15 protein-coding genes are annotated in these 15,164 nt (G+C 63.9%); 1 reads left to right on the top strand and 14 read right to left on the bottom strand.

Features of this window, described 5'->3' with window-relative positions:
- Window positions 1-4: 4 nt before the first annotated feature.
- From I6F09_RS13645 to I6F09_RS13595, 11 genes are all read right to left on the bottom strand, one after another.
- Window positions 5-835 carry a carbohydrate ABC transporter permease gene (locus tag I6F09_RS13645; RefSeq protein ID WP_036005504.1) on the bottom strand — a complete coding sequence of 277 codons (831 nt, stop codon included), beginning with the start codon at window positions 833-835 and terminating at the stop codon, window positions 5-7.
- Between the two features lies 1 nt (window position 836).
- A complete protein-coding gene (locus I6F09_RS13640; RefSeq protein ID WP_057030030.1) occupies window positions 837-1,709 on the bottom strand; it encodes a sugar ABC transporter permease in 873 nt (290 codons plus the stop codon).
- 84 nt (window positions 1,710-1,793) lie between these two features.
- Window positions 1,794-3,107 carry a sugar ABC transporter substrate-binding protein gene (locus I6F09_RS13635; RefSeq protein WP_225124741.1) on the bottom strand — a complete coding sequence of 438 codons (1,314 nt, stop codon included), beginning with the start codon at window positions 3,105-3,107 and terminating at the stop codon, window positions 1,794-1,796.
- A gap of 216 nt (window positions 3,108-3,323) precedes the next feature.
- Window positions 3,324-4,274 carry a sugar-binding domain-containing protein gene (locus I6F09_RS13630; RefSeq protein WP_225188262.1) on the bottom strand — a complete coding sequence of 317 codons (951 nt, stop codon included), beginning with the start codon at window positions 4,272-4,274 and terminating at the stop codon, window positions 3,324-3,326.
- Between the two features lie 6 nt (window positions 4,275-4,280).
- Window positions 4,281-4,943 (bottom strand): HAD family hydrolase, encoded by a 663-nt coding sequence (locus tag I6F09_RS13625; RefSeq protein WP_128262526.1) that lies wholly within the window; start codon window positions 4,941-4,943, stop codon window positions 4,281-4,283.
- A gap of 64 nt (window positions 4,944-5,007) precedes the next feature.
- Window positions 5,008-6,924, bottom strand: a complete 1,917-nt coding sequence (locus I6F09_RS13620) for a VWA domain-containing protein (RefSeq protein ID WP_225188261.1) — start codon at window positions 6,922-6,924, stop codon at window positions 5,008-5,010.
- Window positions 6,925-6,934: 10 nt separating this feature from the next.
- Window positions 6,935-7,747, bottom strand: a complete 813-nt coding sequence (locus I6F09_RS13615) for a CbbQ/NirQ/NorQ/GpvN family protein (protein ID WP_225133530.1) — start codon at window positions 7,745-7,747, stop codon at window positions 6,935-6,937.
- Window positions 7,748-7,810: 63 nt separating this feature from the next.
- Entirely contained in the window at window positions 7,811-9,157 is a 1,347-nt protein-coding gene (locus I6F09_RS13610; RefSeq protein WP_036023400.1) for a cbb3-type cytochrome c oxidase subunit I, read from the bottom strand.
- Window positions 9,158-9,198: 41 nt separating this feature from the next.
- On the bottom strand, window positions 9,199-9,651 hold the full coding sequence (locus I6F09_RS13605) for a cytochrome c (protein ID WP_225188337.1): 453 nt from the start codon (window positions 9,649-9,651) through the stop codon (window positions 9,199-9,201).
- A gap of 95 nt (window positions 9,652-9,746) precedes the next feature.
- Entirely contained in the window at window positions 9,747-10,007 is a 261-nt protein-coding gene (locus tag I6F09_RS13600) for a cytochrome C oxidase subunit IV family protein (protein ID WP_225188260.1), read from the bottom strand.
- 2 nt (window positions 10,008-10,009) lie between these two features.
- Window positions 10,010-10,585 (bottom strand): cytochrome c oxidase subunit 3 family protein, encoded by a 576-nt coding sequence (locus I6F09_RS13595; RefSeq protein WP_036005523.1) that lies wholly within the window; start codon window positions 10,583-10,585, stop codon window positions 10,010-10,012.
- A 170-nt stretch (window positions 10,586-10,755) separates the two neighbouring features.
- On the opposite strand from I6F09_RS13595, the gene I6F09_RS13590 reads away from it, so the two are divergent.
- Window positions 10,756-10,923, top strand: coding sequence for a hypothetical protein (locus I6F09_RS13590; RefSeq protein ID WP_085974376.1), 168 nt, complete (start codon window positions 10,756-10,758; stop codon window positions 10,921-10,923).
- A gap of 100 nt (window positions 10,924-11,023) precedes the next feature.
- On the opposite strand, the gene mmsB is transcribed toward I6F09_RS13590, so the two are convergent.
- From mmsB to chvE, 3 genes are all read right to left on the bottom strand, one after another.
- Window positions 11,024-12,214: a multiple monosaccharide ABC transporter permease gene (gene mmsB / locus I6F09_RS13585; RefSeq protein WP_036005525.1), complete on the bottom strand. Its 1,191-nt coding sequence runs from the start codon at window positions 12,212-12,214 to the stop codon at window positions 11,024-11,026.
- Window positions 12,211-13,788, bottom strand: a complete 1,578-nt coding sequence (mmsA, locus tag I6F09_RS13580) for a multiple monosaccharide ABC transporter ATP-binding protein (RefSeq protein WP_225145951.1) — start codon at window positions 13,786-13,788, stop codon at window positions 12,211-12,213. Before mmsA ends, mmsB begins: the two co-directional genes overlap by 4 nt.
- A gap of 245 nt (window positions 13,789-14,033) precedes the next feature.
- Complete coding sequence (gene chvE, locus I6F09_RS13575; RefSeq protein WP_036005529.1) at window positions 14,034-15,104, bottom strand: multiple monosaccharide ABC transporter substrate-binding protein; 1,071 nt, start codon at window positions 15,102-15,104, stop codon at window positions 14,034-14,036.
- Window positions 15,105-15,164: the final 60 nt, after the last annotated feature.

Genomic DNA, 15,164 nt, shown 5'->3' with positions numbered 1-15,164 from the left:
CCCCCTATTTCACCGCGCCAAAGGTGAGCCCGCGCACGAGCTGCTTCTGGCTGAACCAACCCAGGACGAGAATGGGCGCGATCGCCAGCGTGGACGCCGCCGACAGTTTTGCCCAGAACAGCCCTTCGGGGCTCGAATAGGAGGCGATGAACGTGGTGAGCGGCGCAGCGCTCGAGGTGGACAGGTTCAGCGTCCAGAACGCCTCGTTCCAGGCCAGGATCAGATTGAGCAACAGCGTGGACGCCAGTCCCGGGATCGCCATCGGCGTCAGCACATAGACCAGCTCGCGGCCGATCGTGGCGCCGTCCATGCGCGCGGCCTCTAAGATGTCGCGCGGGATCTCCTTGAAATATGTGAAGAGCATCCAGATGACGATCGGCAGATTCCCGAGGCAGAGGATGAAGACGAGGCCGATGCGGGAATCGAGCAGCCCGAGGCTCTTGTAGATCAGGTAGATCGGCACCAACACGCCGACCGGCGGCATCATCTTGGTCGAGAGCATCCAGAGCAGGATGTCCTTGGTGCGCTTGGTTGGCGAGAACGCCATCGACCAGGCCGCCGGAATGGCGATCAGCAGCGCAATGAGCGTCGAGCCGCCGGCGATGATGATCGAGTTCATCGCGTGGTGCAGATAATCGCTGCGTTCCTGCACGGTCGCGTAGTTTTCGGTGGTCCAGTGGAAGAACAGGAAGGATGGCGGGATCGCGAAGGCCTCGAGCTCGGTCTTGAAGCTCGCCAGCCCCATCCATAGGATCGGAAAGAAGATCAGGAAGCCGAACAGCCAGGCCGCCGCCGTCGATATCATCACCCGCCGCGTCGTCGCCATCCGTGCCATGTCAGGCCTCCAGGTTGCGGCCGACGATGCGGACCAGGAAGAAGGCGACGATGTTGGCGATGACCACCGCGACGAGCCCGCCCGCCGAGGCGCTGCCGACGTCGAACTGGATCAGCGCCTGCGAATAGATCAGGAAGGCGATGTTGGTGGTTTGCAGGCCCGGCCCGCCGCCGGTGGTGACGAAGATCTCGGCGAACACCGTGAGCAGGAAGATGGTCTCGATCAGGATCACCACCGTGATGGGACGCGCGAGGTGCGGCAGCGTGATGTAGATGAAGGTCGAAACGGCGCTGGCGCCGTCCATCTCGGCGGCTTCCTTCTGCTCTTCGTCGAGCGATTGCAGCGCGGTGAGCAGGATCAGGGTCGCGAACGGCAACCATTGCCAGGTCACGATCAAAATCACCGCAAACAGCGGCACGTCGTTGAACCAATCGATCGGCGTCAGGCCGAACAGCGAGGCGAGCCAGGCGAACAATCCCGACACCGGATGCATCAACAGGTTCTTCCAGACCAGCGCGCTCACCGTCGGCATCACGAAGAACGGGGCGATCACCATCAACCGCACGATATTGCGGCCGATCACGGGTTGGTCCATCAGCAGCGCCAGGGGAATGCCGAGCAGGATGGTCAGCGCCAGCACCGAGCCGACCAGCACCAGCGTGTTCTGAAGCGAGGCGAGGAAGGCAGGATCGGTGAGGAAGTAGCGGAAGTTTTCAAGGCCGACGAACGATTCCGAGCCGGGATCGAGCAGGCTGTAATGCAGCGTCGAGAAGTAGATCGTCAGCGCCAGCGGGACGATCATCCAGATGAACAGCAGTCCGACGGCCGGGGTCAGGAGCGACCGCGCAAGAAGCTGCGTCTGCCGGGTTGCCATTCTTGGCGCTCCGCTCGGAGGAAGAAGGGCGGCCATCCAGCAAGGATGGATGGCCGCAAGTTTGAGCTCAGGGAGAGCCCGGGTTCACTTGATGTAGCCGGCGCGCTTCATCTCGCGCTCGGTAGCGGACTGCGCAGCCGTGAGCGCCGCATCGACCGTCATCGATCCCGCAAGCGCCGCCGAGAACTGCTGGCCCACCTGCGTGCCGATGCCCTGGAATTCAGGGATGGCGGCGTATTGCACGCCGACGTAGGGAACGGGCTTCACCGTCGGCTTGTTGGGATCGGCGGCGTCGATCGAGGCCAGCGTCAGTTTCGCAAACGGCGCGACCTTCAGGTACTCATCGTTCTGGTAGAGCGAGGTACGCGTGCCCGGCGGCACGTTGGCCCAGCCCTCCTTCGAAGCCACCAGCTTGGTGTAGTCCTTGCTGGTGGCCCAGGCGATGAACTTCTCGGCGGCTTCCGTCTTCTTGGAGCCGGCAGGGATTGCGAGATTCCAGGCCCACAGCCAGTTGGCGTTCTTGCCGAGCCCGGTGTTGGGCGCGAGCGCGAAGCCGACCTTGTCGGCGACCTTAGACTCCTTAGGGTTGGTGACGAAGGACGCCGCGACCGTGGCGTCGATCCACATCGCGCATTTGCCGGCGTTGAACAGCGCCAGATTCTCGTTGAAGCCGTTGGAGCTGGCGCCGGGAGGCCCGGCTTCCTTCATCAGGTTGACGTAGGTCGTGAGTGTCGTCTTCCATTCCGGCGTGTTGAACTGCGGCTGCCACTTTTCGTCGAACCAGCGCGCGCCATAGGAATTGGCCATCGCCGAGAGGAACGCCATGTTCTCGCCCCAGCCTGCCTTGCCGCGCAGGCAGATGCCGTAGGTGCCGGCGCTCTTGTCGGTCAGCTTCTTGGCCGCATCGATCACGAAATCCCAGCTCGGCTTTTCCGGCATCTTCAGGCCGGCCTTCTCGAACAGATCGGTGCGGTACATCACCATCGAACTCTCGCCGTAGAACGGCGCGGCGTAGAGCTTGCCGTCGGCGGAGACCGCGTCCTTGATCTTGGGCAGGAGGTCGGCGACGTCGTAATCGGCGCCGAGGTTGGCGAGCGGTACCAGCCAGCCCTTCTTGGCCCAGATCGGCACCTCGTACGTGCCGATGGTGAGGACGTCGAACTGGCCACCCTTGGTGGCGATATCGGTGGTGACGCGCTGGCGCAGCACGTTCTCCTCCAGCGTCACCCATTTGACCGAGATATCAGGGTTCTTCTTGGTGAACTCACCCGTCAGCCCCTGCATGCGGATCATGTCGCCATTGTTGACGGTGGCGATCGTCAGGGTCGTTTCGGCCGTCGCCGGGACGGCCAGCAGCAGGCAAGACGCGCCGCAGACGGCGCCCAGGACATGTTTCACGGTGACCTCCCCTCAATTCGCGTTTTGGGCATATGCCCACGCGTTGGGCGTATGTTCAGCGCAAGGGCGGCACGTTGTCAAGCAGCCGCGTGGGCATTCCAGCAACTTGTGAGTGCTGCGGTGCGGGAAGGATGGGGAGGTTTTGCTTCACCCACGGCTGTCGTGCTCCGCGAACGCGGAGCATCCAGTGTGGTAGGCACGCGAAGCGTGAGCGCTTTACCGCTCCAGAATCGCTCTTGCCGTCGCCTCGTCCGTGATCAATCCGTTGATCAGCCCGCCGCTCAGCGCGGCTGCAATCGCCGCCACCTTGGCTGCGCCCAGCGCCGCACCGATCGTGGTGGTCTTCGCCGGCACTTCCGGCGGAATGCTGGTGAGGCGCTTGTTGGTGCCGGCCTTGAGCAGGCGGCCCTTGGCGTCATAGGCCCAGCCGGTGATCTCGCCGATGGCGCCCAGCCGCATCATCTCGAACAATTCGTCGCGGGTGACGAAGCCGTCGATGTGCACCTGCGCCTTCTGGTCCATCTGGCCGATGCCGACAAGGCGCAAATCCGCTTTGGCTGCGACCGCTTTCACCTTCGCAATCGGCTCGATGCGCACCATCCTGTTGCGCTCGTCCTCCGACGACATCAGGAACGGCAGCGGCATCGGATAGTGTCGCGCGCCGGTGCGATCGGCGAGCCGGCCAACGGTGTCGTAGAAGCTCGCCGAGCCGTCGGCGGAGATGTTGCCGACCAGCGAGACGATCTGGTGATTGGGCCGCTCGATCGGCGTGACGCGCTCGACGGCGGCACGCACCGCCCGGCCCGTGCCGAGCGCGACGATCACGGGCGTCTCCGAACGCAGCGTGGAATCGAGCAAATTGGCGCAGCGCTCGGCGATTCCAGCCACCGCCTGCGGCGCGGCCGGATCGGCCGGCACCACCTCGCAATGAACGAGGTCGAACCGTTGCTTCAAGCGCGCCGCCAGCTCCATGCAGGCTGCGATGGGGTGCTCGAGCCGGAAGGTGATGAGCCGCTCGGCGAGGCACAACGAGACCAGCCGCTGCGCCGAGGCCCGCGACACCTGAAGCATCTTTGCGATCTCGTCCTGTGTGTGACCGGCAATGAAATAGAGCCAGCCGGCGCGCGCGGCGTCGTCGAGTCTCGACTTGTCGTTCTCGGCGGCCATGCGCGCTCACACCTCCCAGAGATCGCTCATATGTGTAAAGACCCGATCGGCCCCGGCGGCCGATAATATAGCCCGGCCATCGCGGCTGCGATAATGGCCGCCGCCGACAAATCCCCAGACGGTCATGCCGGCCGCCTTACCCGCCTGCACGCCGCTGACGCTATCCTCGATCACCAGCGTGCGCGATGGCGGCGTGCGCATGCTCTCGGCCGCATGAAGAAAGAGATCAGGCGCCGGCTTGCCGTGCCTGACCATCTGCGCGGTGTAGATCCGATCGCCGAAATATGCCCGAAGACCGGTGACGTCGAGCGAGAGCGAGACGCGGTCGAGGTCGCTCGACGAGGCCACGCAGAACGGCACGGTCAGTCCCGAGATCGCCGCCTCCACCCCGGGAATCGGCGCGAGCGAGGCAGCAAAATTCTCCAGCACACGCGACTTCAGTCGGGGCGGGAAGGCGTCCGTCAGCGAGTGCCCGAGATCGCGATAATGCTGCTCGACGGCCTTGGTGCTGCGTCCGAGAAACAGCTCGAGCGCCTGCTCCTCGCTGAGCACGAGACCGAATTCCGCCAGGACCTCGGACAGGCAGCGGCAGCTCAAGAGTTCGCTGTCGACGAGCACACCATCACAGTCGAAGATGATCAGATCGGGATTTGGCCGGCCCTGCTCCATCCGGCCATTCGATCATATACCCAAGCCTTGAGCAATAGCCCAACGCCCAGTTGCATGAACCGCATCAGTGGGCCACCTGCCGGTAGATCGCCGGCAGTGCCGCGGGCAATCGTTTGATGTTGCCGACGATCGCATAGCCGCTGCGCCCGAACAGGGCCGGAAAATAGGATTGCGCCGCCGCGTCGATCGTTACGCCGAACACCGTGATCCCGAGCCGGCGCGCTTCCTGCACGGACTTTCTGGTGTCTTCGACCGCAAAGCGCCCTTCATAGTGGTCGACGTCGTTCGGTTTGCCGTCGGTGAGGACGAGCAGCAGCTTCTTGCGCTGCGGCTGGCGTGCAAGCTCGGCGGCGGCATGCCGTACCGCCGCACCGATCCGCGTGTAATAGCCGGGCTTGAGCGCGCCAATGCAGCGCTCGACCACGTCACTCATCGGCTCGCCGAACGCCTTAACCGTCTCGAGCCGCACCCAGGAGCGCCGGCGCGAGGTGAAGGTCAGGATGCTGTGGTGATCGCCGCAGGCGGATAGGCCGTGGGCAAGCACGAGCAGCGCCTCCTTCTCGACGTCGAGCACGCGGTAGCCATTGGCCCAGGCGTCCGTGGAGAGCGAGACGTCGACCAGCAGCGTGACAGCGAGATCGTGACCTTGCGGGCGCATCGCCAAATGGACGCGATCAAGACCGCTGCTGCTGCCGGCGCGGAGATCGCACCGCGCACGCACCAGCGCATCTAGATCCAGATCATGCCCGTCGGCCTGGGCACGCATCAACTCATGGCGCGGCCGCAGGACCTCGAAGCGGCGGCGCACCTGGCGGATGTGCCGGCGCATGGTCTCGTCGGGCGTCCAGCTTTCCCCATTCTCGGGGGCGGCAGATGCGAGTACGCGGCAATGATCCGGCAAATAGGAGCCGCTGCGATAATCCCATTCTGGATAGGTCAGGTCCGCAGTCAAGCGCGAGGCATCGAGGGCCTCCGGCGGGAGGTCGAGATCAAACTTGAACCGGCCCGCCGGCTTGCCGCTGCGGCGGCTGAGCGTTATCTCCTCGAGATCGTCCGCCGCCTTCTGCGCATCCTCCTCCTCACTGTCATCGGTGGGGCGGTCGACATTGACCATCTCGGCCATCGCGAGAATTTTCTCGAAGCGGTTGAGTACGAAGGGATCGCGGCGATTGGCGCCGTCCTCGCGCTCGCGCACGGCAAAGTGCTTGCGATTGTCCTCGCTCGCGGCCTCCGCACCATCGGCGCATTCATCCACGCCCGCATGCGCAGGCGACAGCTCGCGGGTCCAGCAATCGCCCCACAGCGGGCACGGAAGCATCGAGCGATAGCCAGGCGACGCCTTGACCGGCAGCGGCTCCGTTCCCATCATCGCCGGCCACAGCTTGCCCGCAGGCGCCTTTCCGGTTCCAAGTAGCGCCAGCACGATCTGCTCGACCTCCTGCTCGATGCGCGGCAAGGGGCGACGCGGCCTGGCTTCGGCAGTTGCTGCGGCGAGTTGCGCATAGTCGTCGACGAGGCCGGGAAATTGCGTGAGCACGAAGACCGCCGTCTCGCTGGCCCGGCGCAACACCAGAAGATCCCGCCGCAGCGGATCGGATTCGGTGATGGTTTCGATCGGCGCGGCTGCGAACCATGCCGCGAGCCAGCGATAGAGCGCTGCATTCAGCGCGTTGTCGGGAAAGATCGCGATGCTTTCAGGAAGGAAGATGGAGGTGGCATCGCGGCCCGGCTGCTCCAGGCGCTCGTCACCGAGACCGATGCGTTGCCGCCAGCCGAGCCGATGCCCGGACTTGCGCGCGCCGGCACCGGCGATCTGCACACCCGCCTCACCGCCCAGCGCGCGGAACATCACCGCGAGCCTGTTTCTCATTTCCGCAAGCGAGACCGCATGCTCGGCATGAACCGGATAGCTGGCGGTGCCACCGACCATGCGGTGCCAGGCGCGGCCGACGGTCTCTTCCAGTTCGAGGAAATCGAGCATCGGAGCCGCCTCAGCCGATCACGGCACGCGCGACGTCCAGCAGCGCCGCCTTGACATCGGCATCGTCGGTCAGCGGCTCGATCATGCCAGCGAGCACGGCATCGGCCGTCGGCATGCCGGCCGCAATCAGGGTCGCGCAATAGACGACGAGCCGGGTCGAGACACCCTCCTCCAGGTCGTGGCCCTTCAGCGCGCGCAGCCGGCCAGCCAGCCCGACCAGCGGCCGCACGCGCTCCGGCGATAGTCCGCTCTCGGCGGCGACCACCGCAATCTCCTGCTCCGGCGGCAGGAAGCCGAACTCGATCGCGACAAAGCGCTGCCGCGTCGACGGCTTGAGCGCCTTGAGCAGCGTCTGATAGCCTGGATTGTAGGAGACGACGAGCATGAAGCTGTTCGGCGCGGCAAGCTGCTCGCCGGTACGCTCCAGAGGCAGGATGCGGCGATCGTCGGTCAGGGGATGCAGCACCACCGTTACGTCCTTGCGCGCCTCCACGACCTCGTCGAGATAGCAGATGCCGCCCTCGCGCACCGCCCGCGTCAACGGGCCGTCGCTCCACACGGTATCGCCGCCCCTGAGCAGATAGCGGCCGGTGAGATCGGCCGCGGTGAGATCGTCGTGGCAGGCGACGGTGTGCAGCGGCAATCCCAGCCGCGCCGCCATATGCGTGACGAAGCGCGTCTTGCCGCAGCCGGTCGGCCCCTTCAGCAGCACCGGCAGCTGATTGCGCCAAGCGTGCTCGAACAGCGCGCATTCGTTGCCACTGGCAATATAGGCGGGCGGCTGAGGTTCGGGCTTCGCCACGGCGAGAAGTGCTGCATTCATGGTCTTTCTCCGGAATTCACATAGTGACGGCGGCCGCAGCGAGCCACGGCCGCCTTTGCGCGCTCACTCGGCCGGCTGCAACGCGCCGGGGATGACCGGCTGACGGGCGCGACCGGGCACAAGCACGGCCCACACGAACATCAGCGCGGAGATCGCGACGAACACGCCGGACCCCAGCCGGACCCAGTAAAACATCGCGAGCTGGTCCTGCACGTCCATGTAGCCCTGGCCGAGCACGCGCTGGAGATGGACCTGGACCACGCCGGCGAAGGTCAGCGCGAAGGTCATCACCATCATGGCGGTGCACATGATCCAGAAGCTCGCCATGGAGAGCCATTGATTGTAGGGCGCACGCCCTCTGATCTGTGGGATTGCATAGGCCATCACGGACAGGTTCAGCATCACATAGGCGCCGAAGAAGGCGAGATGGCCGTGCGCGGCGGTAACCTGGGTGCCGTGGGTGTAGTAGTTGACCGAGGACAGGGTGTGCAGGAAACCCCAGACACCGGCGCCGAGGAACGCCATGACCGAGCAGCCGACCGACCACAACAATGCAGCGCGGTTCGGGTGCTTGCGGCCGGCCTTCCAGGTCATCTGCACCGTGAAGATCACCATGGTGAAGAACGGCGCGACCTCGAGCGTGGAGAACAGCGAGCCGATCCACTGCCAGTAACCGGGCGCGCCGATCCAGTAGAAATGATGGCCGGTGCCGAGGATGCCGGAGAACAGCGCCAGCCCAATGATGACGTAGAGCCACTTCTCGACCACTTCGCGGTCGATGCCGTTGAGCTTGATCATGAGATAAGCGAGCACGGAGGCCATGATCAGCTCCCAGACGCCCTCGACCCAGAGATGAACAACATACCACCAGTACATCTTGTCGACCGCGAGATTTACCGGGTTGTAAAAGGCGAACAGGAAGAAGATCGCAACGCCCCACAGCCCGAATAGCAGGATGTTGGTGATCGTGGTCTTACGGCCCTTCAGCGCCGTCATGGTGACGTTGAACAGGAACATCAGGCAGACGACGACGATGCCGACCTTGATGATGAAGGGCTGTTCGAGGAATTCGCGGCCCTCGTGGTATTGGAAGAGATAACCGACCACAGCCACACCCGCAGCACCGAAAAACATCCAGAACTGGATCTTGGCCAGCAGCGGGCTGTAGAGCTCTGTCTCGGTTTCCTCGGGCAGCAGGAAGTAGGTCGCGCCCATGAAGCCGATCAACGACCACACGATCAGCGCGTTGGTGTGGATCATCCTGACGACGTTGAACGGCAGCAGGGTCGACAGCGTGTTGGGCAGGACGTAGATCGTTCCAGCGACGAGGCCGAATAGGACCTGCGCCACGAACAGGGTCAGCGCGCCGTAGAAATACAGCATCGCGACTTTCTGGGTCTGATATTTCATCTCAGGCTCTCTGTCTTGAGGGATTTCAGGAAGCGATGCGCTCAGCCCGCCTTGTTCGGCGGCCACTCTTGGCGCTTGATCTTGCTGGTCCATTGCAGGAAGTCGGCGAGATCATCGAGCTCCTGGTCGGTGAGGTTGAATTGAGGCATCTGCCGGCGGCCCGGTGCGCCCGAAGGCTGCGACTGCATCCAGGCCTTCAATGTCTCGCGCGCGGCGGCCGGATCCTCGTTGCCACCCCAGCGATCCCAGACATTGCCGACTTCAGGCGCAAAGTAGGCGCCCTCGCCCAGCAGGGTATGACAGTTGATGCAAGAATTCTTCTCCCAGACGTGCTTGCCGCGGGCAACCGAAGACGTCAGCGTGGCTGCGTCGGTCGATGTCGTGGCCATGTAGTAATGGCTGTGCGCCGTTAGCCCTAAGAAGATGGCGAAGAAAAAGGCCGAGCCGCCGTAGAAGACGTTTCGAGCGGCCGACTTGGTCAGGCGTTCAGCCATTGCCAATCCTTTCCGGTTGATTCCTGCGAAATTGCGATGGTGTGATTTATTGCCGCTTTGCCCGGCCCGTTCTTTGTCAGGGCGCAATGAGCGCGTCAGATCAGGGCGACGAGCGCCGAGGCGAGCCAGGCAAGCAGCAGCACGATGAGGATCCAGCTCGCGACGAGACCGCGCCAGAGTGCGGGGACGGCGCGAAGATCCATGAAGTCGAGCGCGATGCGATGCCCCTTGAGCGCGGCGAAGGCAAGCAGCAGAGCGTTGCCGAGCAGCGCCCGTGGTATTAGCGGCGGCAGCAGGACGGTCGCAAGCGCAAGGCCGATCAAGGCGAACCAGGTGACGTCGACACGATCTGGCATCGTCATTTCACCAGATACAGGATCGGGAACATCACGATCCAGACCAGATCGACCATGTGCCAGAAGGCCGTTCCCGTCTCGACGCCTGATATCCCGGCACGGCGGCAGACCACGGCGAGAATGATGATGCCGAGGCCAACGTGCAGGAGATGAAAGCCGGTCAGCAGGAAGTAGAGCGTGAAGAAGGGATTGGTCTCAAGCCCGACCCCGCGCCCGGTTTCTTCGGCGTACTCTGCGAGCTTGATCGCGATGAAAAGGCAGCCGAGCGCCATGGCGCCGAGAAGCCAGTATCGTGTCGTTGCCCGTTGTCCATTCCGCACGGCCTTGGTCGCCCGGGCCGCCGCCCAGCCGCTGGTCACCAGCACGACGGTGTTGAGGCCGGCGAGATGCGAATCGAGCGTGGCCTGCCCGGCCGCGAACACCGCGGGGTGAATCGCGCGGGCGACAGAGAAGGCGCCGAGGAGCAGGCCGAAGGCGACGAGTTCGCTGAAGATCAGCACCCAGATCATGGGATCGCCGGGGAGATCCTGCAGGATTCCCCAGCCTGTTTCCTGCTGTTCGCACTCGGCCGTCGACATCGTCTTTCCGGATCAGGACACCGGTCAGACTTAGCTCGGCCACCCGGTTCCGAATTTGTTGCCGGACAAACTGGAGGACTGCAGGGCTCCTGTTTGCGCCGACACAACGTTCAGCCAGCCGTTTCGCGGTACGAACCGGCTCAGAGCTTCACGGAGCGCCGGACGATCCCATGAGCGATGCACAGATCGGGCTGATGACCGCAACACCCATCATCATTGCCTTCGCCATCGCGCTCAGGCGCATGGGCGTGCTGTCGACGGTGGGAACCGTATCGGCGGTGGGGCTCTCGATCGGGATCGCGACCGTGCTGTTCACGACGCAATCACCGCTGCCGTAGTGCTTAGGACCGTAGCCCGGATGCAGCGCAGCGCAATCCGGGAAATCTCACCAAGCGCAGAGACCCGGATTACGCTGCGCTGCATCCGGGCTACGAAGCGCTACCGCCGCTGATTGTACACGTCGATGCACACCGCGCCCAGCAGCACCAGGCCCTTGATGACCTGCTGATAGTCGATGCCGATGCCGAGGATGGACATGCCGTTGTTCATCACGCCCATGATCATGGCGCCGACCACGGCACCGCCGACTCGCCCGACACCGCCATAGGCCGAGGCGCCGCCGATGAAGCAGGCGGCAATGACGTCGAGCTCGAAGCCGAGGCCGGCCTTCGGAGTCGCCGTGTTGAGCCGCGCGGCGAAGACGAGGCCGGCGAGCGCGGCCAGCACGCCCATGTTGACGAAGGTGAGGAAGGTCAGCCGCTCGGTCTTGATGCCCGACAGGCTCGCCGCCTTGGCGTTGCCGCCGACCGCGTAGATCTGCCGGCCGATCACGGTGCGGCGGGTGACGAAGCCGTAGAGCGCGATCAGCGCGGTCATGATCACCAGCACGTTCGGCAAGCCGCGATGCGAGGCGATCAGATAGGTGAAATAGAGCACGGCGCAGGCGAGCAGGATGCTTTTGCCGAGGAAGAACGCATAGGGCTCGACCTCGATGCCGTGCGACTGCTCGCGCGACCTTCCCTTGGCACTGGCATAGACGAGCCCGAGCGCGAGAACGGCGCCGATCAGCATCGAGGTCGGATGCAGCGTGCCGGCCTCAGGCAGCAGCTCCGGAATGAAACCCGAGGACAGTTTCTGGAAGGTGGCCGGGAACGGCCCGAGCGACTGGCCCTGCAACACCGCGAGCGCCAGGCCCTTGAACACCAGCATGCCCGCCAACGTCACGATGAAGGAGGGGATCTTGAAATAGGCCACCCAATAGCCCTGCGCCGCACCGATCGCGCCACCGAGCGCGAGGCAAGCGATGAAGGCGAGCGTATAATCGACCTTGTAGGTCACCATCAGCAAGGCCGCCACGGCGCCGATGAAGCCCGCGACCGAGCCGACCGAAAGGTCGATATGGCCGGTGACGATGACCAGCAGCATGCCCAGCGCCATGATGACGATGTAGCTGTTCTGCAGCACCAGGTTGGTGAGGTTGAGCGGCTGCAGCAGCGTGCCGCCGGTCACGACCTGGAAGAACAGCATGATTGCAACCAGCGACATCAACATGCCGTAATTGCGCAAATTGTTCTTGATGAAGCTGCCGTGCCGGCGCTCCTCGGGCAGCGAAACCGTCTTGTCGGTCATGGCTGCAATCCTCCCATCTCCGCGGCCGCGGGCGCGGCGTTCCCAATGCTTCGTTCGTTGCGCATGATGGCGCGCATGATCTTTTCCTGTGTCGCCTCTGAGCCTTTGAACTCGCCGACGAAGGCGCCGTCGTTCATGACGCAGATGCGATCGCAGATGCCGAGCAGCTCGGGCATCTCCGAGGAGATCACCACGACGCCGCGGCCGGCTTCCGCAAGCTCGTTGATGATACAGTAAATCTCATATTTGGCACCGACGTCGATACCCCTGGTCGGCTCGTCCAGGATCAGGACCTTGGGGTCGGTCATCAGCCATTTCGACAGCACGACCTTTTGCTGGTTGCCGCCGGAGAGCTGGCCGGTCTCCTGGTAGACGTCGGAGCAGCGGATGCGCATCCGGTTGCGGTAGTCGCTGGCGACCTTGAGCTCGGCGATATCGTCGATCACCCTGCCCGGTGCGACCTGGTCGAGGCTCGCCAGCGTGATGTTCTTGCGGACGTCGTCGGCGAGGATCAGGCCGAGCTGCTTGCGGTCCTCGGTGACGTAGGCAAGGCCGGCGTCGATCGCGGCGGCGACGCTCGGCAGCGCGATCTCCCGGCCTTCGAGCCGGATAGTGCCGCTGATATTGGTGCCCCAGGAGCGGCCGAACAGGCTCATGGCGAACTCGGTGCGCCCAGCCCCCATCAGCCCGGCAATGCCCACGACCTCGCCGCGCTTGACACCGAAACTGACGTTCTTGATCACCTGCCGCTCGGGATGAATGGGGTGATAGACCGACCAGTTCTCGACGTCGAGCACCGGCTCGCCGATCTTCACGTTGCGCTCCGGGAAGCGGTGCGCCATATCGCGGTTGACCATGCTGCGGATGATGCGGTCTTCCTGGATCTGCTCGGCGTGGCAGTCGATGCTGTCCACCGTGCGGCCGTCGCGCAGCACGGTGATGTGGTCGGCGACCTTGGCAACCTCGTTCAGCTTGTGCGAGATCAGGATCGAGCCGATGCCCTGCTCGCGGAACGTCATCAGCCGTTCGAGCAGCGCGGCGCTGTCGGCCTCGTTGAGACTCGCGGTCGGCTCGTCCAGGATCAGCATCCGCACCCGCTTGGACAGCGCCTTCGCGATCTCGACAAGCTGCTGCTTGCCGACGCCGAGATCGGTGATCAGCGTATCCGGCGATTCCTTCAGGCCGACCTGCGCCAGCAGCTCGCGCGTGCGCCGGTAGACCTCGTCGCGGTCGATCACCCCCAACTTCGACGGCGGATGCGACAGGAAGATGTTCTCCGCGATCGACATCAGCGGGATCAGCGCCAGCTCCTGATGGATGATGATGATGCCCAGCGCCTCGGAATCATTGATGTCGCGGAAGCGGCGCTCCTCGCCCTCGAAGACGATGGTGCCCTCGTAGCTGCCGTGCGGATAGACCCCGCTCAGCACCTTCATCAGCGTCGACTTGCCGGCGCCGTTCTCGCCGACGAGCGCATGGATCTGCCCGGCGCGAACCGAGAAGTTGACGTCGCGCAATGCCTGCACGCCGGCAAAGCTCTTGCTGACGTTGCGCATCTCCAGCATGGCGGTCATGGCTTTGGTGTCCCTTGCGTTACTTCGTCTCTCCCCGCGTGCGGGGAGAGGTTGACTGATATCGCTGCATCCACATCGTCATTGCGAGCGCAGCGAAGCAATCCAGACAATTTCCGCGGTGGCAGACTGGATTGCTTCGCTGCGCTCGCAATGACGGAGTGCATACCAACCACTGCCCGTATGGAAAGAGGCCCCTCACCCTAACCCCCTCCCCGCAAGCGGGGAGAGGGGAAAAAGAGAGAGTCTTACTGGAACTGCGACTTCTTGTAGTAGCCGCTGTCGACCAGGGTCTTCTCCCAATTGTCCTTGTAGACCACAACCGGCTTCAGCAGATAGGACGGCACGGTCTTGACACCATTCTCGTAGGTCTTGGTGTCGTTGACGGTGACCTGCTTGCCGGCGAGCGCGGCGTCGACCATGTCGGCGGTCACCTTGGCGAGGTCGCGGGTGTCCTTGAAGATGGTCGAGTACTGGTCGCCGCGCAGCATCGCCTTGATCGAGGGCACCTCGGCATCCTGGCCCGAGATGATGGGCATCGGCTGGCCGGCACTGCCGTAGCCGACGCCCTTCAGCGAGGAGATGATGCCGATCGAGAGGCCGTCATATGGCGACAGCACGGCGTTGACCTTCTTGTTGCCGTAGTAGGCGCTGAGCAGGTTGTCCATGCGGGCCTGCGCAGTGGCGCCGTCCCAGCGCAGGGTCGCGACCTTATCCATGCCCATCTGGCCGGACACGACCACGAGCTTGCCGCTGTCGATATACGGCTTCAGCACGCTCATGGCGCCGTTGTAGAAGAAGTAGGCATTGTTGTCGTCGGGCGAGCCGCCGAACAGCTCGATGTTGAAGGGGCCCTTGCCGTCCTTCAGACCGAGACCTTGCACGATCGATTCCGCCTGGAGCACGCCGACCTGGAAGTTGTCGAAGGTCGCGTAATAGTCGACGTTCGGCGTGCCGCGGATCAGGCGGTCATAGGCGATCACGGTGATGCCTTTTGCTTTCGCCTGCTTGAGCACGTCGGACAAGGTGGTACCGTCGATCGCGGCGATCACCAGCGCCTTGGCGCCCTTGGTCACCATGTTCTCGACCTGGGAGAGCTGGTTCGGGATGTCGTCCTCGGCATATTGCAGGTCGGTGTTGTAGCCGCGCTCCTTCAGCACCTTGACCATGTTGTTGCCGTCGTCGATCCAGCGCGCCGAGGACTTCGTCGGCATGGCGATGCCGACCGTCGCCTTCTGGGCGAAGGCAGCGACGCCTGTGGCCATCGTGGCGGCACTGGCCAACGCCAGCGCGAGAAATGTTGTCTTCAGTTTCAGCATGTTTCACTCCCTTTGGGTGTCAGACTTTCTTCGTGGTGTCGAGAACGACGGTCGTGTACG

It is taken from the genome of Bradyrhizobium sp. IC3195, from assembly GCF_020193585.1.
Taxonomy (GTDB): domain Bacteria; phylum Pseudomonadota; class Alphaproteobacteria; order Rhizobiales; family Xanthobacteraceae; genus Bradyrhizobium; species Bradyrhizobium yuanmingense.
Note: the sequence above shows the minus strand (reverse complement) of the source record. Positions and strands in the feature narration are given on the sequence as shown.

Excerpts from the sequence above, each read along its gene's own strand:
- I6F09_RS13595 (WP_036005523.1), bottom strand. The coding sequence starts at position 10,585 with ATGTCGACGGCCGAGTGCGAACAGCAGGAAACAGGCTGGGGAATCCTG.
- I6F09_RS13640 (WP_057030030.1), bottom strand. The coding sequence starts at position 1,709 with ATGGCAACCCGGCAGACGCAGCTTCTTGCGCGGTCGCTCCTGACCCCG.
- I6F09_RS13615 (WP_225133530.1), bottom strand. The coding sequence starts at position 7,747 with ATGAATGCAGCACTTCTCGCCGTGGCGAAGCCCGAACCTCAGCCGCCC.
- I6F09_RS13630 (WP_225188262.1), bottom strand. The coding sequence starts at position 4,274 with ATGGCCGCCGAGAACGACAAGTCGAGACTCGACGACGCCGCGCGCGCC.
- mmsA (WP_225145951.1), bottom strand. The coding sequence starts at position 13,788 with ATGACCGCCATGCTGGAGATGCGCAACGTCAGCAAGAGCTTTGCCGGC.
- I6F09_RS13600 (WP_225188260.1), bottom strand. The coding sequence starts at position 10,007 with ATGCCAGATCGTGTCGACGTCACCTGGTTCGCCTTGATCGGCCTTGCG.
- I6F09_RS13605 (WP_225188337.1), bottom strand. The coding sequence starts at position 9,651 with ATGGCTGAACGCCTGACCAAGTCGGCCGCTCGAAACGTCTTCTACGGC.
- I6F09_RS13625 (WP_128262526.1), bottom strand. The coding sequence starts at position 4,943 with ATGGAGCAGGGCCGGCCAAATCCCGATCTGATCATCTTCGACTGTGAT.
- I6F09_RS13610 (WP_036023400.1), bottom strand. The coding sequence starts at position 9,157 with ATGAAATATCAGACCCAGAAAGTCGCGATGCTGTATTTCTACGGCGCG.
- I6F09_RS13645 (WP_036005504.1), bottom strand. The coding sequence starts at position 835 with ATGGCACGGATGGCGACGACGCGGCGGGTGATGATATCGACGGCGGCG.
- mmsB (WP_036005525.1), bottom strand. The coding sequence starts at position 12,214 with ATGACCGACAAGACGGTTTCGCTGCCCGAGGAGCGCCGGCACGGCAGC.
- I6F09_RS13590 (WP_085974376.1), top strand. The coding sequence starts at position 10,756 with ATGAGCGATGCACAGATCGGGCTGATGACCGCAACACCCATCATCATT.
- chvE (WP_036005529.1), bottom strand. The coding sequence starts at position 15,104 with ATGCTGAAACTGAAGACAACATTTCTCGCGCTGGCGTTGGCCAGTGCC.
- I6F09_RS13620 (WP_225188261.1), bottom strand. The coding sequence starts at position 6,924 with ATGCTCGATTTCCTCGAACTGGAAGAGACCGTCGGCCGCGCCTGGCAC.